Source organism: Sphingobacterium sp. 18053 (genome assembly GCF_902706145.1).
Lineage (GTDB): Bacteria > Bacteroidota > Bacteroidia > Sphingobacteriales > Sphingobacteriaceae > Sphingobacterium > Sphingobacterium paramultivorum.
Genome location: NZ_CACSJW010000010.1, coordinates 67494 through 84739, shown reverse-complemented (window position 1 = coordinate 84739; position 17246 = coordinate 67494). Strand labels below are relative to the sequence as shown.

Below are 17246 nucleotides of genomic sequence, written 5' to 3'. Positions count from 1 at the left end.
ATCTTTGCACTCCTGTTCGCAGGCTTTTAAATTAAATTTAATCGAGAATATATGGCTAAACAAGCCTCAATAGAACAAGACGGTATAATTAGAGAGGCACTTTCTAATGCTATGTTTAGGGTAGAGTTGGAAAATGGACATGAAATCATTGCCCATATTTCTGGTAAAATGCGTATGCACTATATCAAAATTTTACCTGGTGATAAAGTTAAATTGGAAATGTCTCCGTATGATTTGACTAAAGGAAGGATTACTTATCGCTATAAATAGCCGTAAGTCCTTGTATTAGTGCAAGCTTTTGAAAAAATAAATATCATGAAAGTAAGAGCATCAATAAAAAAACGTAGCGCGGACTGTAAGATCATCCGTCGTAAAGGTAAAGTTTTTGTAATCAACAAAAAGAACCCAAAGTTTAAACAACGTCAGGGTTAATTCATTAAAAAAATAATAGCTTAATATTATATGGCAAGGATAGCAGGTATTGATTTACCTAAAAACAAAAGAGGTGTGATCGGCCTTACCTATATTTTTGGTATCGGTCGTACAAGAGCTGAATATATCTTGGAAAAAGCTGGTATCAGCGAAGATGTGAAGGTACAAGAGTGGAATGATGACCAATTGGCAGCAATTCGTACCATCATTAACGACGAATTGAAAGTTGAAGGTGCATTGCGTTCAGAAATTCAATTAAACATCAAACGTTTAATGGATATCGGTTGTTACCGTGGATTGCGTCACCGTAAACACTTACCAGTTCGTGGTCAACGTACTAAAAACAACTCACGTACTCGTAAAGGTAAACGTAAGACAGTTGCAAACAAGAAAAAAGCTACTAAATAATAAATAAGAAATGGCTAAAACTAAAAAAGCTGCAAAAAAGCGTATCGTTGTTATCGAACCTGTAGGTCAGGCTCACATTAACGCAACGTTTAACAATATCATTGTAACTTTGACAAATAATCAAGGTCAAACTATTTCTTGGTCTAGTGCTGGTAAAATGGGTTTCCGTGGTTCTAAAAAGAACACTCCATATGCTGCTGGTCAAGCTGCACAAGACTGTGGAAAAGTTGCTCACGACTTGGGTTTACGTAAAGTTGAAGTGTTTGTTAAAGGACCTGGTGCTGGTCGTGAATCAGCAATCAGAACATTGCAAACTGTAGGAATCGATGTGACTACTATCAAAGATATCACTCCACTTCCTCACAACGGTTGTCGTCCTCCAAAACGCAGAAGAGTTTAATTAATTTAAAGATAAGATTCATCGGCAATAGGCTGATAGATACTTTAATTGTAAAAGAAAATGGCTAGATATACAGGACCTAAGTCCAAAATTGCCCGTAAATTTAGAGAGCCGATCTTCGGCCCAGATAAAGCGTTAGAAAAGAAAAACTACCCTCCTGGACAACATGGAGCTTCTAAACGCAGAGGTAAGCAATCTGAATATGCTATTCAGTTGTTAGAAAAACAAAAAGCAAAATACACTTATGGTGTATTGGAGCGCCAGTTTGCAAACTTATTTGTTAAAGCTGCCTCTAAACAAGGTATTACAGGTGAGATCTTCTTAAAATTGTTAGAAGCTCGCTTGGATAACGTAGTTTACCGTTTAGGTATCGCTACTTCTCGTGCCGCTGCTCGTCAGTTGGTATCCCACAAACACGTTACTGTTAACGGCGAAGTTGTTAACATTCCATCATATAGCTTACGTCCAGGTGACGTTATAGCAGTTCGTGAACGTTCTCAAACACTTGAAGCCATCACAAATTCAGTTGCAGGTCGTACTGTAAACAAATTTTCTTGGTTAGAGTGGAATGCGAAAGAATTGACAGGTACTTTCTTAAGCTATCCAGAAAGAGCTGATATTCCTGAAAACATCAAAGAGAACTTAATCGTTGAGTTATACTCTAAATAATAAATAAAATAGAAGAATGCATAGTCCAATTTTGGGGTATGCATCTTCTATTGTATTATAATTATTATTACAAATAAAACATTAAAAGAAAATAAATGGCAATTTTAGCATTTCAAAGACCGGATAAAGTTATCATGCAAAAATCTACGGATTTTGATGGTACGTTTGAATTTCGTCCATTGGAGCCTGGTTTTGGTGTAACCATTGGTAATGCTTTGCGCCGTATTCTATTGTCCTCTTTAGAAGGATATGCAATTACGTCGATAAGGTTTTCTGGCGTTTCGCACGAATTTTCAACGATCAAAGGTGTTGTTGAAGACGTAACTGAAATTATCTTGAACTTGAAACAAGTTCGTTTCAAAAAAACAGGTGAGATTGGCGACAACGAAAAGGTATTTGTAGTAATCAATGGTCAAGAACAATTCTTAGCTGGTGATATCACAAAGTTCTCTAATAACTTTACGGTCTTAAACCCAGACATGGTAATCTGTAACATGGATAATTCAGTGACAATTGAATTGGAATTGAGTATTGCCAAAGGTCGTGGATACGTAAATGCTGATGAGAATAAAGTTGTTGATGCGCCAGTAGGTGTTATCGCAATCGATTCGATCTTTACTCCGATCAAGAATGTTAAATATACCATTGAGAATTACCGTGTAGAGCAAAAAACTGACTACGAGAAATTGTTGTTGGATATCTCTACTGATGGCTCAATTCACCCCGAAGAAGCTTTGAAAGAAGCTGCTAAGATCTTAATTCAACACTTTATTTTATTCTCTGATGAGAATATGCTTCTTGAGTCTCAAACGAAAGAAGAAACTAAAGTTGTTGATGAAGAAATCTTACACATGCGTAAGATCTTGAAAACAGAATTGGTAGATCTTGATCTTTCAGTTCGTGCATTGAACTGTTTGAAAGCTGCTGATATTCGCACATTAGCTGAGTTAGTAACTTACGACGTGGCTGATATGTTGAAATTCAGAAACTTCGGTAAAAAATCGTTAAGTGAAATTCAAGAATTGGTTAAATCAAAAGGTTTGTCATTCGGAATGAACTTAGCAAAATACAAATTAGACGAAGAATAATAATTTATTAAGCGACCACTATATGTAATTCCTCTTCAAGCTGATTGCTGAACAAGATGGGCTTTTGCCTTTGATAGATTTCGCAGTTTAAGTAAAGCAAGAACGGTATATATAGTATAATAAAATCAAAATGAGACACGGAAAAAAAGTAAATCACTTAGGCCGTACGGATAGCCATAGAAAAGCAATGTTGGCTAACATGGCAACATCATTAATCCTACACAAACGTATTACGACTACTTTAGCTAAAGCTAAAGCATTGCGTACATATGTAGAGCCTTTGATTACTAAATCTAAAAACGACACAACACACTCTCGTCGTACAGTATTCGCTTATTTGAAAGATAAAGACGCAGTTTCTATCTTATTCCGCGAAATTTCTGAAAAAGTAGCTAACCGTCCAGGTGGTTATACTCGTATCATCAAAATGGAAAATCGTTTAGGTGATAACGCAGAAATGGCTTTCATCGAATTAGTTGATTACAACGAAATCTATGGTAAAAAAGCTGCTGCTGCTGATAAAAAAGCTACTCGTCGTCGTGGTGGTGCTAAGAAAACTACAGCTGCCGAAACTGAAGCTCCTGCAGAAGTTAAAGCTGAAGTAGAAGGTGAAGAAAAAGTAGACGGAGAATAGTCTTCTTCTGATCTAGCATAAAAAAGTCCTCTTTTTAAGGGGACTTTTTTTATTTTATGACCATTCCTACCGTTATAACTAATATATTTGTAATGCTAAAATCTGATAGCTTTTTCTATTACTAGCTATTTCGTTTATCAATCTATAATTCATTAAGATGAAACCATTTGATGTTTATCCCATTAATCCCATTAACATAGTAAAAGCTAATGGATCAACGGTGTGGGATGCCGAAGGAAATGCTTACTTGGACTTGTATGGTGGCCATGCTGTGATATCGATAGGACACACGCACCCACATTATGTACAACGCGTCACAGAACAATTGAACCGTATTGGGTTCTATTCCAACTCTGTCGAGATTCCAATTCAGCGTGAACTTGCCCGATTGTTAGGGGAAATTTCGGGAAAGGTTGATTACGATTTATTTCTTTGCAATTCTGGCGCAGAAGCAAATGAAAACGCATTGAAGCTGGCTTCTTTTTACAATAAGCGTAAAAAAGTCATAGCGTTTTCAAAAGCTTTTCATGGAAGGACTTCATTGGCCGTAGCGGCTACAGACAATCCGAGTATAGTTGCTCCTGTCAATGAAACTGATAATATTGTATTTCTTCCTTTCAATGATGAAGAGGCTTTGACTGAGGCTTTCGCATCATATGGTGATGAAATTTCATCTGTTATCGTGGAAAGTATCCAAGGGGTAGGTGGAATCAGAGAAGCGTCAGTATCGTTTCTTCGATTGATTCGGTCTCTTTGCGATCAATATAATGCGGTGTTTATTGCAGACGAAGTACAATGTGGGTACGGAAGAACAGGCTTATTCTATGCGCAGGACTATTCGGGCGTTGAGGCCGATATTTACACAATGGCAAAAGGTATGGGCAATGGTTTCCCAATTGGTGCAATCAGTATATCGCCCAAATTTAAAGCGACTTACGGTAGCTTGGGAACGACATTTGGTGGCAATCATCTCGCATGTGCTGCCGCACTGGCTGTATTGGAGATTATCCAACAAGATAAACTGATGGAAAATGCGGCTCAAGTCGGACAATATCTTATTGATGAGCTTAAGCAACTCGATGAGATTATAGAAGTGAGAGGCCGAGGATTAATGATCGGTATAGAACTACCTGAATCTTTGGCCCATGTGAAGAAAGATCTCTTGCTAAAGAACCGTATCTTTACAGGAGAGGCTAAGCCTTTTGTGATTCGCTTATTGCCTGCTTTGAATATTACGAAAGATCATGCTGATCAGTTTTTAGAAGCATTGAAAGCACATATCAAAGCAGTAACGGTTGCATAACCTTAAGGCTGTCGATCAAATTATCCAATAGCCACACATCGGCTAATGCAAATTTGATTGCGACATAGTAGTTAAAATATATACTGAGTGTGAGGCGCCTATTTATTGCCGTTGAAAATGCACTCGAATAAATAAATATAGATGAAAAAGTTTTTCTCTGTTAAGGATGTTTCCAGTGTAGCGGACGTTGTTCAAGAAGCGTTAGCTTTGAAAGCTGCACCATATGACAATCAGGACCTTGGCCAACATAAAACCTTGGGACTTGTATTTTTGAATCCGAGTTTACGTACGCGTTTGAGCACACAAAAAGCGGCGATGAATTTGGGCATGAATGTGATGGTTATGAATATGGATAAAGATGGTTGGGCTCTTGAGACACAAGATGGTGTTGTGATGAACGGGACAACTGTTGAACATATTCGTGAAGCCGCCGCTGTTATGGGCGAGTATTGTGATATTTTGGGACTTCGTTCCTTTCCAAAATTGAAAGATCGTGAAGAGGATTATAGTGAGGACCTGTTCAACAAATTCATTAAGTACTGTGGTGTTCCTGTTGTTTCCTTAGAGAGTGCAACACGCCATCCATTGCAGAGTTTGACAGATATGATTACCATCACTGAGTACAAGAAGACTGAAAAGCCGAAAGTGGTATTGGCTTGGGCTCCGCATGTTAAGGCATTACCTCAGGCAGTACCTAATTCTTTTGCAGAATGGATGTGCAAAGCACAAGAAGAGGGATTGGTCGATTTTACGATAGCTCAACCTATGGGGTATGAGTTAAGTGAAGAATTTACTGCTGGAGCAACCATATCTAATAATCTTGAGGAAAGTTTAAAGAATGCTGATTTTGTCTATGTGAAAAACTGGTCTTCTTATCAAGAATATGGCGAGGTATATGGTGTTGATGAAGATTGGATGATGGATAACAAGAAGCTCAATTTGACGAACGATGCCAAAGTAATGCATTGTTTGCCAGTAAGAAGAGATCTTGAATTGTCTTCTGAGATTTTAGATGGACCAAACTCACTCGTGATTAAAGAGGCTAGCAACCGTGTATGGGCTGCTCAGGTTGTTTTAAAACGTATGTTAGAGGATTTGGCATAGTCCAATCCTATAGATTATTGAAAAACTATTTTTATTGGGAAAAGTTGCGTAATGGCTAATAGTGTATTAAATATAATTAAAATTGGCGGGAATATTATTGATGATGAGCGCCAATTGGATTCTTTTTTAGAAAAGTTCTCCGCATTATCAGGGAAAAAGATTCTTGTACATGGTGGGGGTAAAATTGCAACTCGTTTGGCTAGTGAACTGGGAATTGAAGCCCAAATGGTAGAAGGGCGTCGTGTGACAAATGAGGAAATGTTACGCATTGTAACAATGGTATATGCTGGATTGACAAATAAAACAATCGTTGCTAAGTTACAAAATTTGAAATGTGATGCTGTTGGATTGACTGGAGCCGATGGTGATGTCATTAAAGCGATAAAGCGTCCGGTTAAAGATATCGATTACGGCTTTGTAGGTGATTTGTTGCATGACTCTGTAAATACGCTGGCTATCAAGAAATTTCTAGAAGCTGGGTTTGTTCCGGTGTTTTCGGCTATTACACACAATGGCCTTGGACAATTGCTCAATACCAACGCGGATACTATAGCTTCTTCATTGGCGGTGTCTTTGGCTTCATTATATGAAACTTCTTTGGTTTATTGTTTCGAGAAGAACGGCGTTTTACGCGATGTAACAGATGAGAATTCAGTAATCCCAACGATTAAGTCAGAAGAGTTTGAACATCTTAAGGAATCCGGCGTGGTGAATGACGGGATGATCCCTAAGTTGCAAAATGCATTCAATGCTATAAATAAAGGTGTTCAAGAGGTCTATATTGGAAATGCTAATAATTTGCATTTGTTTCAACAAGGACAATTTGGCACTTGCTTGACATTAAAATAAAAATCTAACCTAAACCCAACGATCGCTATGAAAAAGGTCACCATTATCGGAAGCGGTAATATCGGTCTTTCTTTGGCAAAAGGACTTGTAAAAAGTGAATTTGCCAATGCTGCCGATATTACATTGACGAGGAGAAATTTGAATGCACTGGCCGAAGAAGCGAGCCAGGGCTTCTCAGTAAGTAATGATAATAGGCTCGCTGTAAAGGGGGCTGATATTGTTGTTTTCGCAATACTACCTCAACAACTAAAAAAGGTATTGGTGGAAGTGGCCCCTGTAATTGAAAAGACAAATCAGATTTTTGTCTCCATCGTGTCAGGAGTCTCTTGTACCGATTTAAAAGCAGAGTTGGGTGCAGATGCCACAGTTATACGGGCAATGCCCAACACAGCAATAGCAATAGCTCAATCAATGACTTGTATCGCCAGCGACAATGCTTCGGACGATAGTTTGAAGGAGGTTGAGAAGATGTTTGAAACTGTTGGTTCAGTGGTTGTCATTAATGAAGACCTTATGACATCGGCAACGGCATTGTGTGCCTGCGGTATCGCATTCTTCCTACGTGCTATTCGTGCTGCTTCACAAGGTGGAGTTGAAATCGGATTTCATGCGCACGACGCATTAAAAATGGCAGTTCAAACTGCAAAAGGCGCTGCTGATTTGTTATTGCATACCAATGCTCATCCAGAAGGAGAGATTGATAAGGTAACATCACCAAAGGGATGTACAATAGCGGGATTGAACGAAATGGAACATAACGGTTTTAGTTCTGCTTTTATAAAGGGAATTAAACTGTCTGCGGATAAAGCAGGAGGACTATACCATGAAGGATAAACAGCATCTATTTGAAGATGCTCTGGCCCTTTTAAAACAATTAATTGGACTGTCGTCTTTAAGTAAAGAGGAAGAGTTCACGGCAGATTTAATTGATCGCTTCTTTCGGGAGCGTGATATCAAAACGCATCGGAAAGGCAATAATGTCTGGGTGTATAATGCCCATTATGATATCACTAAACCTACGATATTGCTTAACTCCCATCACGATACAGTAAAACCAAATACGGGTTATACAAGGGATCCTTTGGCGGCAACTGTAGAGGAAGGTAAATTGTTCGGATTGGGGAGCAATGATGCTGGAGGCTGTTTGGTATCATTGATAGCTACATTTTTGTATTTTTACCAGCAGACGGAATTGAAGTATAACTTCTGTCTTGTCGCCAGTGCCGAAGAAGAGATCTCAGGTAAGAATGGTGTAGAATCTGTTTTGGATGCTATCGGTCCAATTGATTTTGCAATTGTGGGTGAGCCTACCTTATTGGATTTGGCAATTGCAGAAAAGGGGCTGATGGTGTTGGATTGTACCGCTTTAGGGACGGCTGGACATGCTGCGCGTAATGAGGGTGATAATGCGATCTATAAAGCGATCAAGGATATTGAATGGTTTCAAAATTATACATTTGAAAGAACTTCGTCAACCTTAGGCCCAATTAAGATGTCGGTAACAGTAATTCAGGCGGGATCACAGCACAATGTGGTACCGGCTACTTGTAACTTTGTTGTTGATGTCAGAACCACAGATGCTTATTCGAATGAAGAGACGTTGGATATTATCAAGTCTCATGTAAAATCAGAGGTCACAGCGAGATCGACGCGCCTGAAGTCTTCTTCTATTCCTGAAACGCATCCAATCGTCAAAGCAGGCATTGTACTGGGACGTAAAGTATATGGTTCACCGACGATGAGTGATCAGGCTCTTATTCCTGTCCCTTCTCTGAAGCTGGGACCTGGCGATAGCGCGCGGTCGCATATGGCAGATGAGTTTATCTATATTGATGAAATTAGAGCAGGGATCGATCTCTATATCGCAATGTTAGAAAAGATAGTATAAAAAAAGCTTCCATTTTTATGGAAGCTTTTTTTATACTAGACTAAGCTGATTTGACGTTTGATACTCTCTTCGAGAGAGATGATCGTCTCGGTACGTTGAATCCCTGGTACGGATTGAATATCTTCATTCAATACTTTTCTCAGGTGAACTGTATCTCTACAGATGATTTTTGCAAAAATACTGTATTGGCCAGTACAATAGTGTAATTCGACCACTTCTTTGATTTCTTTCAATTTATCTACCGCATCTGCATATTGTGAACCTTTTTCAAGATAGATACCCAAAAAGGCCGTGATATCAAATCCGACTTTTTGAGGATTGATAATTAGATTTGACCCTCTAATGATACCTAGTTCTTCCATCTTCTTCATTCTAACGTGAATTGTACCACCTGATACAATTAGCTTTTTTGCTATTTCTGTATAAGGAATAGAGGCATCGTTCATTAGAATAGACAAGATTTGGATATCCAAATTGTCTAGATCATAGTTTGCATATTGATTTTCCATTAACAATGGTTTTTGTGTTCATTAATTGGTCGTTGCATCAAGATCTGACCAATAGCTAAAATAATTAAATTTATTTCAAAATTACTAAGAATTTTCGGTTTATAGATGTAAATTTAATAAAAAATACTTATTCATATTGATAATGTTATATGTTTTTGATTGAAAGTGATTATAATTGTTTCATGGTGATCTTATTATAGGTTAAGTGATTGTTTTCATGTTTGATATCAAGATTATGATAAATTAATTTAGTATTGCCTTTTTTAGAAGTAGGAAAAACAGTTGGCATATTGAAAATCTAATCAGTTCGAATTTAGCATATGATGGGGGCAAAAATGTAGCAGACTGTGTGATGTTTGAGTAAACGAAAAATCAAATACGGAATAGAGATGGAAGAAGTTCAAGATGTAAAGATTTCGAAAAAGAAACCGATTTTTGAAGTAGGGGAAGGACTTCATAAATACCTTAAGCTGTATCAGCGAGACGAAAAGTTGCCGATAGGATACAAAGATCTACTGAATTTTACGGAGACAGTACCTGTCATGGATAAATTTGGCAACGATACTTTTTGGGAGACTCCACTGTATCCGCAATATCTTATTGACCAATTGTATGACGGGTTGAAGGTGATTTATGCTAAACTGAAAGCATCAGGTAATACGCGAATCGTCCAGCATAAATATATTGATCGTGTCGAGTATTGCGGCTTTGGCAATACTAAACCATTTCGTATTCGTATCGTAAACCGTTTAAATGATGTGTACGATTATTTTTACATCAAGCAAGCTGATGCGTCAAGAATATATGGATTGGAGTTAGAAGAAATATTGTCGCCCAATCAGGTGAATTATATGGTAGACCATGATACTTTGGTTGAAGAACATATTGTTGGAATTCCTGGGGACACGTTTTCGAAAACACGTATGTTCTCGCCTGATTATAATCTGACCCGGATTTCCAAAGAATTTGTCAAGTTTAATGAACGGTGTATTATTACGTTGTTGGGGGATATGAGAGCCTACAATTTTGTGATGCAGATTACACCGGATTTCGATGATTTCCAGTTTCGAATTCGGGCAATAGATTTTGACCAGCAGTTTTATGAGGGAAATCCAAAAGTATATATGCCACAATTTTTTAAGGAGAATCTTCCCTATGTCAAACTAGCGATGGAACATCTAAATGAAAAAACAGTGCTGCAATACCAACAGGAGGAACGTTCTTCCATTGTGCATAGAGTCAGAAGCGAAAGACATCGGATTGCTGATCTGAGGGATGCTTCGCAAACGCAGGTGCTCTCGACGCAGGAGAATATCGAACAGTTACGTGAGGGCTATGCTGAATTTTATCAGAATAACTCCTACCTCAAGTGTAAAACGATGACGGATATTGTTGAGTTGAATGTGAAGAATGTGATTCGTCAGGTGCAAATGTAATTACTTGATCCGATCTTTGTTGTCTTTGATAAAGGCGGACCATCCAGTGTACGACTTGCTGCTGCCTGATACTGCATTTTTCTGAAACGAGTGGCAGACAGCGATTGCCAATCCGTCGGTGGCATCTAAAAATTGTGGTGTTTCCTCAAATTTTAATAGATTTTTTAGCATAGCGGAAACCTGCTCCTTTGTAGCATTTCCATTTCCTGTAACGGATTGTTTTATCTTTCTTGGAGAATATTCAAAGATTGGAATATCTTGCGCCAGCGCCGCCGCCATGGCAACACCTTGCGCTCGCCCTAATTTGAGCATGACCTGTATGTTTTTGCCATAAAATGGTGATTCAAGAGCTACGCAGTCGGGATTATATTCCTGCATTAGAGCAGAAGTTTTTTTGAATATACGTTGTAGTTTTAGGGCATGGTCATCTAAATGTCCCATTTTGATGACCCCCATTGAGACCAAGGATATGTTATTGCCAACTTCTTTGATGATACCATACCCAAGTATTACTGTTCCGGGGTCTATACCTAAAATTATTCTTTCTTTCGCCTTTTCCTTCTGCATATACAATAATACAAATTTTGCGTTTTATTCGTGGATTGCGTTCGACAAAACTTAATCATTTGGCTAAAATTTAGTAACATTGCTCTCTAATTATCAAATGTTGACTGGAAGACAAAAAAAATACATCAGTCTTTTATTGAAGATACTGGTTTTCGCCCTAGCGACCTGGTATATCGTTGTGAAGGTATCCGATAGAAGCAATATTGAGAAGTTTAAAACCCTAATTGCCGGTTTGGAACAACATTCGGTTGTTTGGACCCTTATTTTGATTGTGGTTTTAATGCTTGTCAATTGGTTGCTTGAAGTTGTGAAATGGCGGTATCTTGCATCTAAACTGGAGCATATCTCATTTTGGAAGGCTTTCCAATCCGTTTTCTGCGGGCTTACCTGGGCTATTTTTACACCCAATAGGATTGGAGAATATGGCGGTCGGGTACTTTTTCTACAGCCTCAACATCGAGCAAAAGGCGCCGTAGCGATGGGCGTTGGATTATTTGCGCAATTGGTGCTCACAAGCGTTGCGGGATCACTAAGTATTGCTTGGTTTATCTGTAAATTTCTTTCGACTCCTTTAACAGTACAATTTGCGGTATGGCTACTTGCTATTATCTATGCTGCAGGATTTGTCATCTTATATTTCAATGTAAAATGGATTGATTTATTGGTCGGTAAAATTAAGTTTTTGACGCGGATTAAGCCCTTCTTTGAAGTATTGGAGCATTATTCAATGCGGGAGCTCAGTATTGTTCTTTTAAATTCTTTGGCGCGATTTGTTATTTTTACTTCTCAGTATATCATCTTGATGAAGCTAACTTTGCCTGAGTTACCACTTTTATCCATGATTCTGATGATTTTTATCCTGTTTTTTGTCCAGGCAGCTCTACCTACATTGGATATTTTTGATTTCAGTGTTAGAAGTTTTGTTGCTAGCAATCTATATAGCTATATTACCACACAAGAAATTGCTGTAATGGCTATTGTTTCCTGTATTTGGTTCGTTAATTTGATTCTTCCAGCTATATTTGGTTCTATTTTTGTTTTTAAGATTAATTTTTTCGGTGATACAAATTCTTAACTATTTATTGATCATTTTTACCTGCGTATATGCAATTCTAGTTTTATGGATGCGCAGGGGCTGGTCCTTGATTTTGGAACCTAACAATTCTATTAGGCCAACAATGACCGTATCTGTGATTATCGCTGCGCGGAATGAAGAGTTAAATATTAGGCGCACCATTGAATCCATACTAGGGCAGAATTATCCTAAAGAGCTCCTTGAGCTAATTATTATCGATGACCATTCAGACGACAATACGTCTTTGATTGTGAAAGAATATGAAGATAAAGGTGTTAAGCTGATTCAATTAAACGAAAATGGCCGTTTGAATTCGTACAAGAAATTAGCAATTTCAAGAGCAATAGAATGTTGTCATGGTGAAATTATTATTACCACTGATGCGGACTGCCGCATGGGGTCGAACTGGTTAGCAACGGTTATCAGCACATTTGAGAAAGAAGGTGCTTATCTACAATCTTCTCCAGTGGTGTATTCGGAGGAGAAAAGTTTTTTTGAACGACTGCAAACCTTGGAATTTTTGTATTTGATAGGTCTGGGCGCTGCAGGTATTGGTAACAAAAAACCAACGACCTGTAATGGAGCAAATTTGGCCTATCGAAAGGATATTTTTAAACAAATGGGCGGATTTAAAGGGATTGATGAGCTAGCATCCGGAGATGATGAACTTTTTTTACATAAGGTAGCAGAACAATATCCCGAGAAAATAATGTTTTGTAAATCAAAAGATGCCGTTGTTTATACGGATGCGAAACCAGATTTGAAGTCATTCATTAGTCAACGCAGACGTTGGGCTTCAAAAAGTACCAAATATAAAAATAAAGGTGTCATCGCATTGGGGATTTCCATTTGGTTCTTTAATTTATTGATTTTGGTAGCTTCAGTTCTTGCTCTTTTCGGCGTGAAATTCGTTGCTTGGGTTGTACTTTTTGCATTGCTATTGAAGATGGTCGTCGAATTTCTTTTTATTGAACCTTTGACCAGGTTCGCAAGCAGAAAGGAACTCTTATGGTATCTTCCTTTATTGAGCTTGGCTCATATTCTTTATCTGGCTTATATAGGCATATTGGGTAATGTGGGTAAGTACGACTGGAAGGGAAGGCAGGTTAAGTAGCTTATTCCTATTTCTCGACCTTTAGTTTTATCGCTTCTTCAGCTAATTTAACGATCTCCTCAATATTCTTACCCTCCGTATCCAACGGATTTAGCACTTCCCAGGTCATGTGAAGAAATGGGGTCAGTGGATACATCCCATATTGTACCATTTCATATGATCCAGTGATCGCAATAGGAACAACGAGTGCATGTGGATTTTTCTTTAATAATGTGGCAATCCCACCAACATGAAAGGCCTTCATTTTCCCGGTCTTTGATCTTGTACCTTCTGGAAAAATAAACGCGGACCAGTTTTTGGTTTTCATATTATTGGCAAGTTTTAATATTTCAGCAATAGATTGTTTGGGGTCATTGCGATCTATATTTGCGGCACCACCATGTTTTAAGTTGAATGAGATACTAGGTATACCGCTGGCAAGTTCTATTTTAGAAATAAACTTTCCGTGAAATCTACGCAAAAAATAGATCATTGGGGGGATATCAAAAGTACTTTGGTGATTGGCAACGAACACGATAGGTTGACCTGTTGGAATATTTTTGTTGTCGATAAATGTCACCCGATTAAATAGCGTGTAATAGCAGGCAACGAGGCAGGCATTTAACATATCGACACTTTTTTTGTGGGCATCATATCCACCTAGCTTTAAACATAGCCACTGTATGGGGTGAAAAATAATTAAGGATAAACCAAAACAAAACCAAAATATAATAGATAGGAAATAGCCTAAAAACTTCTTCATAAACGTTATTTAATGATACAAATATATCATTAAGCAATGGTTTTTGAAAAATATTGATTTTATAATGTTTTGTTTTAACATTATTAATATTATCTTTAATAATGTTAATAATGTTATTATTTAATGAAAAAAATACCGGTTGATTGCCCTTGTTGTGAGTCGAAGTTAAAAGTCGCCAAATTGGTGTGTGAATCCTGTGAAACCGAAGTTGTAGGTAAGTTTTCTTTACCTGTGTTGATGCAGCTTACTGTAGAGGAGCAAGAACTTGTTTTGAATTTTTTGATGCACTCAGGGAGTTTAAAAGAAATGGCAAATCAGATGGGCAAATCCTATCCGACGGTCCGTAATATTCTCGATGATCTGATTCGCAAATTGAAATCGCTTGATCATACAAACAATGGTGGCAAAAATAGAAGTATTTAGCAGTCTGGACAATCGAATGATTGATAAACAAAGAATTATATCAAGATGAAAAATAATACGCTTTATACCGAAAGCCAATCTTTTTTTAGCTGGTGGCTCTGTCTGATCCTTTTATCTGTCAGTGTGGCCAGTTTTTCTGTGCACTGGAATGAGCTCTTGCGGTTGAATTTTGCTCCATTATTTCAATTACCGGGGTTTTGGATCAATTTGGTATTATGGGGATTGTTTGGCGTTCTACGATTAAGAACTACTATTCGTGAAGATGAAATTGAAGTCTATTTTTTTCCATTTAATTTCTATCGTAAAAGAGCGCGTTGGACAGATATTCGTGCTGTTGAGGTACGAAAATATAACCCGATTGGTGAGTTTGGTGGATGGGGTTTTCGGAGAGGGCAGAAAGGGCTGGCTTTTTCAGCTCGTGGTAATATGGGCTTACAACTTACATTGGAAACTGGCAAGATATTACTTATTGGAACCCAAAATCCAGTAGAAATCGAAAAGCTGAGCTTATCTCAATTCTTAAAAAATGAAAGTTAAACAGATTTTTCAGAATCCATTTGCGGAATTGCCGGAGTGGAAACTATTCTTTGCTGGTGTTATCGGATTTTTGTTATCAAGCTATGTTATTTATTTATCGGGCCAGCAGTTTAATGGATTTATGCATTTCTATCAACCAGATATAGGGGTGTCCATATGGGTTGTCTTGGGCGTTCATGCCTTTATGGTTTTGGCTCCTTTTACACTTCTTTACGGTACAGGGATGTTATTAAACAGAAAGACTAGAATCATTGATGTCATGAATGTCGTTTTGATTATACCATTTCCGCTCTATTTTGCATTATTTTTGGGGAAACTATTAAATCCGGACAAATTTACTGACCAACTATTAAAAGCGGTGCAAAAAGGCGATCATACATTGGCCGGAGTTGATAAAACTGAACTATTTTTATTTGGTATGTTTGGAATAATCAGTTTATTATTGCTGTTTTATCAGTTCTATTTATTGGTCAAGGGCATGAATGTAGCGGTTAACAATAAGAAGATTGGTATCAGTGTACTATTTGTGGCATTATATTTTATACTGGATCTATGTATACAGTTTAATTTCTAGTAAAAAACGACAATGAGAAAAATTTTATACCTATTTATCATTTGTTTCCACTTTTCATGTTCCCATGCACAGACATTTGATGGATCATGGAAGGGCGAGGTTGAGGTTTCGGGGCAGAAGTTGCTGCTGGTGTTCAACATTCAAAAAGATAGCGCAGGGAAGTGGAATGGAACCTTTGAGAGTCCGATGCAAACAGCGCAGAAATTTGCAATCAATCAAATACGTATAGAGCACGATTCCATTTGGATGGACGTTAGGAATATAGGTCTTCTGTATGCTGGCTTTTTGGATCGGGATAAAGATGTTATGAAAGGAGTGATGAAACAAGGTCCTTTTGAATCTGCTATGATTTTGGTACGAAGCGAGAACGAACAGAGTGGGCTTTCTCGTAAACAGGATGTTTTCCCCCCTTATAGCTATACGGAAGAGGAAGTGGAATTCAAAAATAGCGCGGGCAATGCGCTACTTACGGGTTCCCTGACTTATCCCAAAAGTGGAGGGCCGTTTCCTGCGGTAGTATTAATCAATGGCAGTGGGCAACAAAATAGAGATTCTGAAGTGTTTGGTCACAGGCCATTTAAGGTGCTTGCTGATCGTCTTACGAAAAATGGTTTTGCCGTATTACGTTACGATGACAGGGGAGTAGGTGGCTCCAAAGGAGAAGTTAATTTGGCAACAACGATTGACTTTGCTTCCGATGCCAATGCTGCAGTTGATTTTCTAAGCAAAAAAGCTGTAGTTGATGTGGATAAAATCGGGATGATTGGCCATAGTGAGGGCGCTTTAATTGCTGAAATAGTGGCATCAGAAAATAGTAAAGTAAAATACATAGCGCTTCTATCCGGACCTGTGATTAAAGGTGATTCCCTACTGATCTTACAAAGTTACGCCTTGGGGAAAGTCGGTGGTTTATCTGAAAAGGCTTTGGATGTAAATAAAGCAAATAATCGAAAATTGTATAATATTCTATTGGAAGACGAGCCACCAAAAGTATTGGCCGAATCGTTGGAAAAAGAACTTATTCAGCAAAATAACGGGAATCCACTGACTCCTGATATGAAGATTAAACTTAGTCCAATGATGAGCCCCTGGTTTAGAACGTTTCTTCGCATCGATCCAGCTTATTATCTGAAGCAGGTGAAAGTACCGATTTTCGCTTCCTTCGGGGGAAAGGATGTTCAAGTCCCGGCGAATGAAAACATCTATTGTCTCCAACACCTGCATTTAAACACCACCGACGTCACCATTAAGGATTATCCTAATTTGAATCACCTTTTTCAAAATGCGCAAACAGGAAAAATTGAAGAATATTTTGAAAACTCAGAGAGCTTTAATGAACAATTGATGGATGACCTTACGAAATGGCTTAAACTGAAAACAAATTGATTTAATCAACTAAAGGCTGCGGATTTTAATATTTTTTCCGGATCAAATAAGTTTAAAAAAATCGGGACCATTTAATAGTGCATTAAATGGTCCTGACTATATTAGATA

The 17246-nt window shown here is 38.0% G+C and carries 22 protein-coding genes; 19 read left to right on the top strand and 3 right to left on the bottom strand.

Annotation, left to right across the window (positions count from 1 at the left end; translation table 11 throughout):
* Window positions 1-51 precede the first annotated feature (51 nt).
* The 12 genes from infA to GVK91_RS22310 all read left to right on the top strand — a co-directional run bounded on the left by infA (window position 52) and on the right by GVK91_RS22310 (window position 8775).
* Complete coding sequence (infA, locus tag GVK91_RS22365) at window positions 52-270, top strand: translation initiation factor IF-1 (RefSeq protein WP_002997456.1); 219 nt, start codon at window positions 52-54, stop codon at window positions 268-270.
* Window positions 271-315: 45 nt separating this feature from the next.
* Entirely contained in the window at window positions 316-432 is a 117-nt protein-coding gene (gene ykgO / locus GVK91_RS22360) for a type B 50S ribosomal protein L36 (protein WP_013665024.1), read from the top strand.
* 30 nt (window positions 433-462) lie between these two features.
* The gene (rpsM, locus tag GVK91_RS22355; RefSeq protein ID WP_112373918.1) at window positions 463-840 is read left to right on the top strand and encodes a 30S ribosomal protein S13; all 378 of its coding nucleotides are present in this window, start codon (window positions 463-465) and stop codon (window positions 838-840) included.
* A gap of 10 nt (window positions 841-850) precedes the next feature.
* Window positions 851-1240, top strand: coding sequence for a 30S ribosomal protein S11 (rpsK, locus tag GVK91_RS22350; protein WP_046674885.1), 390 nt, complete (start codon window positions 851-853; stop codon window positions 1238-1240).
* A 60-nt stretch (window positions 1241-1300) separates the two neighbouring features.
* A complete protein-coding gene (rpsD, locus tag GVK91_RS22345; protein ID WP_153844939.1) occupies window positions 1301-1909 on the top strand; it encodes a 30S ribosomal protein S4 in 609 nt (202 codons plus the stop codon).
* A 95-nt stretch (window positions 1910-2004) separates the two neighbouring features.
* Window positions 2005-2997 carry a DNA-directed RNA polymerase subunit alpha gene (locus tag GVK91_RS22340; protein ID WP_153844940.1) on the top strand — a complete coding sequence of 331 codons (993 nt, stop codon included), beginning with the start codon at window positions 2005-2007 and terminating at the stop codon, window positions 2995-2997.
* A gap of 130 nt (window positions 2998-3127) precedes the next feature.
* Window positions 3128-3631 (top strand): 50S ribosomal protein L17, encoded by a 504-nt coding sequence (rplQ, locus tag GVK91_RS22335; RefSeq protein ID WP_153844941.1) that lies wholly within the window; start codon window positions 3128-3130, stop codon window positions 3629-3631.
* Between the two features lie 157 nt (window positions 3632-3788).
* Entirely contained in the window at window positions 3789-4934 is a 1146-nt protein-coding gene (locus tag GVK91_RS22330; RefSeq protein ID WP_153844942.1) for an aspartate aminotransferase family protein, read from the top strand.
* Between the two features lie 141 nt (window positions 4935-5075).
* On the top strand, window positions 5076-6038 hold the full coding sequence (locus GVK91_RS22325; RefSeq protein WP_075990879.1) for an acetylornithine carbamoyltransferase: 963 nt from the start codon (window positions 5076-5078) through the stop codon (window positions 6036-6038).
* 51 nt (window positions 6039-6089) lie between these two features.
* Window positions 6090-6887, top strand: coding sequence for an acetylglutamate kinase (gene argB, locus GVK91_RS22320; protein WP_046674891.1), 798 nt, complete (start codon window positions 6090-6092; stop codon window positions 6885-6887).
* A gap of 27 nt (window positions 6888-6914) precedes the next feature.
* Window positions 6915-7721: a pyrroline-5-carboxylate reductase gene (gene proC / locus GVK91_RS22315; RefSeq protein ID WP_153844943.1), complete on the top strand. Its 807-nt coding sequence runs from the start codon at window positions 6915-6917 to the stop codon at window positions 7719-7721.
* Window positions 7711-8775, top strand: a complete 1065-nt coding sequence (locus GVK91_RS22310) for a M20 family metallo-hydrolase (RefSeq protein WP_153844944.1) — start codon at window positions 7711-7713, stop codon at window positions 8773-8775. Before proC ends, GVK91_RS22310 begins: the two co-directional genes overlap by 11 nt.
* A gap of 35 nt (window positions 8776-8810) precedes the next feature.
* Here GVK91_RS22310 and GVK91_RS22305 read toward each other — a convergent pair whose 3' ends face one another.
* The gene (locus tag GVK91_RS22305; protein ID WP_046674894.1) at window positions 8811-9284 is read right to left on the bottom strand and encodes an Lrp/AsnC ligand binding domain-containing protein; all 474 of its coding nucleotides are present in this window, start codon (window positions 9282-9284) and stop codon (window positions 8811-8813) included.
* Between the two features lie 389 nt (window positions 9285-9673).
* Here GVK91_RS22305 and GVK91_RS22300 point away from each other — a divergent pair, with 389 nt between their 5' ends.
* Window positions 9674-10720, top strand: a complete 1047-nt coding sequence (locus GVK91_RS22300) for a hypothetical protein (protein ID WP_159731397.1) — start codon at window positions 9674-9676, stop codon at window positions 10718-10720.
* Here GVK91_RS22300 and ruvC read toward each other — a convergent pair whose 3' ends face one another.
* A complete protein-coding gene (gene ruvC, locus GVK91_RS22295; RefSeq protein ID WP_088160095.1) occupies window positions 10721-11287 on the bottom strand; it encodes a crossover junction endodeoxyribonuclease RuvC in 567 nt (188 codons plus the stop codon). It abuts the gene before it with no gap.
* A 97-nt stretch (window positions 11288-11384) separates the two neighbouring features.
* Here ruvC and GVK91_RS22290 point away from each other — a divergent pair, with 97 nt between their 5' ends.
* The gene (locus tag GVK91_RS22290) at window positions 11385-12362 is read left to right on the top strand and encodes a lysylphosphatidylglycerol synthase domain-containing protein (RefSeq protein ID WP_235032976.1); all 978 of its coding nucleotides are present in this window, start codon (window positions 11385-11387) and stop codon (window positions 12360-12362) included.
* Window positions 12363-12465: 103 nt separating this feature from the next.
* Window positions 12466-13476, top strand: a complete 1011-nt coding sequence (locus GVK91_RS22285) for a glycosyltransferase (RefSeq protein ID WP_227550101.1) — start codon at window positions 12466-12468, stop codon at window positions 13474-13476.
* Window positions 13477-13483: 7 nt separating this feature from the next.
* On the opposite strand, the gene GVK91_RS22280 is transcribed toward GVK91_RS22285, so the two are convergent.
* Complete coding sequence (locus GVK91_RS22280; RefSeq protein WP_153844948.1) at window positions 13484-14218, bottom strand: lysophospholipid acyltransferase family protein; 735 nt, start codon at window positions 14216-14218, stop codon at window positions 13484-13486.
* 123 nt (window positions 14219-14341) lie between these two features.
* Here GVK91_RS22280 and GVK91_RS22275 point away from each other — a divergent pair, with 123 nt between their 5' ends.
* From GVK91_RS22275 to GVK91_RS22260, 4 genes are read left to right on the top strand one after another with little or no spacing between them, the layout of a single operon-like run.
* Window positions 14342-14641: a DUF2089 family protein gene (locus GVK91_RS22275; protein WP_153848180.1), complete on the top strand. Its 300-nt coding sequence runs from the start codon at window positions 14342-14344 to the stop codon at window positions 14639-14641.
* A 45-nt stretch (window positions 14642-14686) separates the two neighbouring features.
* Window positions 14687-15178 (top strand): hypothetical protein, encoded by a 492-nt coding sequence (locus GVK91_RS22270; RefSeq protein WP_159731395.1) that lies wholly within the window; start codon window positions 14687-14689, stop codon window positions 15176-15178.
* The gene (locus GVK91_RS22265; protein WP_159731392.1) at window positions 15168-15752 is read left to right on the top strand and encodes a hypothetical protein; all 585 of its coding nucleotides are present in this window, start codon (window positions 15168-15170) and stop codon (window positions 15750-15752) included. The genes GVK91_RS22270 and GVK91_RS22265 overlap by 11 nt, the downstream gene beginning before the upstream one ends.
* A gap of 12 nt (window positions 15753-15764) precedes the next feature.
* Window positions 15765-17138, top strand: a complete 1374-nt coding sequence (locus GVK91_RS22260) for a S9 family peptidase (protein ID WP_159731390.1) — start codon at window positions 15765-15767, stop codon at window positions 17136-17138.
* The last annotated feature ends 108 nt before the right edge of the window (window positions 17139-17246 follow it).

Coding starts and splice junctions, on each gene's coding strand:
- infA (WP_002997456.1), top strand. CDS start 52: ATGGCTAAACAAGCCTCAATAGAACAAGACGGTATAATTAGAGAGGCA.
- ykgO (WP_013665024.1), top strand. CDS start 316: ATGAAAGTAAGAGCATCAATAAAAAAACGTAGCGCGGACTGTAAGATC.
- rpsM (WP_112373918.1), top strand. CDS start 463: ATGGCAAGGATAGCAGGTATTGATTTACCTAAAAACAAAAGAGGTGTG.
- rpsK (WP_046674885.1), top strand. CDS start 851: ATGGCTAAAACTAAAAAAGCTGCAAAAAAGCGTATCGTTGTTATCGAA.
- rpsD (WP_153844939.1), top strand. CDS start 1,301: ATGGCTAGATATACAGGACCTAAGTCCAAAATTGCCCGTAAATTTAGA.
- GVK91_RS22340 (WP_153844940.1), top strand. CDS start 2,005: ATGGCAATTTTAGCATTTCAAAGACCGGATAAAGTTATCATGCAAAAA.
- rplQ (WP_153844941.1), top strand. CDS start 3,128: ATGAGACACGGAAAAAAAGTAAATCACTTAGGCCGTACGGATAGCCAT.
- GVK91_RS22330 (WP_153844942.1), top strand. CDS start 3,789: ATGAAACCATTTGATGTTTATCCCATTAATCCCATTAACATAGTAAAA.
- GVK91_RS22325 (WP_075990879.1), top strand. CDS start 5,076: ATGAAAAAGTTTTTCTCTGTTAAGGATGTTTCCAGTGTAGCGGACGTT.
- argB (WP_046674891.1), top strand. CDS start 6,090: ATGGCTAATAGTGTATTAAATATAATTAAAATTGGCGGGAATATTATT.
- proC (WP_153844943.1), top strand. CDS start 6,915: ATGAAAAAGGTCACCATTATCGGAAGCGGTAATATCGGTCTTTCTTTG.
- GVK91_RS22310 (WP_153844944.1), top strand. CDS start 7,711: ATGAAGGATAAACAGCATCTATTTGAAGATGCTCTGGCCCTTTTAAAA.
- GVK91_RS22305 (WP_046674894.1), bottom strand. CDS start 9,284: ATGGAAAATCAATATGCAAACTATGATCTAGACAATTTGGATATCCAA.
- GVK91_RS22300 (WP_159731397.1), top strand. CDS start 9,674: ATGGAAGAAGTTCAAGATGTAAAGATTTCGAAAAAGAAACCGATTTTT.
- ruvC (WP_088160095.1), bottom strand. CDS start 11,287: ATGCAGAAGGAAAAGGCGAAAGAAAGAATAATTTTAGGTATAGACCCC.
- GVK91_RS22290 (WP_235032976.1), top strand. CDS start 11,385: ATGTTGACTGGAAGACAAAAAAAATACATCAGTCTTTTATTGAAGATA.
- GVK91_RS22285 (WP_227550101.1), top strand. CDS start 12,466: ATGACCGTATCTGTGATTATCGCTGCGCGGAATGAAGAGTTAAATATT.
- GVK91_RS22280 (WP_153844948.1), bottom strand. CDS start 14,218: ATGAAGAAGTTTTTAGGCTATTTCCTATCTATTATATTTTGGTTTTGT.
- GVK91_RS22275 (WP_153848180.1), top strand. CDS start 14,342: ATGAAAAAAATACCGGTTGATTGCCCTTGTTGTGAGTCGAAGTTAAAA.
- GVK91_RS22270 (WP_159731395.1), top strand. CDS start 14,687: ATGAAAAATAATACGCTTTATACCGAAAGCCAATCTTTTTTTAGCTGG.
- GVK91_RS22265 (WP_159731392.1), top strand. CDS start 15,168: ATGAAAGTTAAACAGATTTTTCAGAATCCATTTGCGGAATTGCCGGAG.
- GVK91_RS22260 (WP_159731390.1), top strand. CDS start 15,765: ATGAGAAAAATTTTATACCTATTTATCATTTGTTTCCACTTTTCATGT.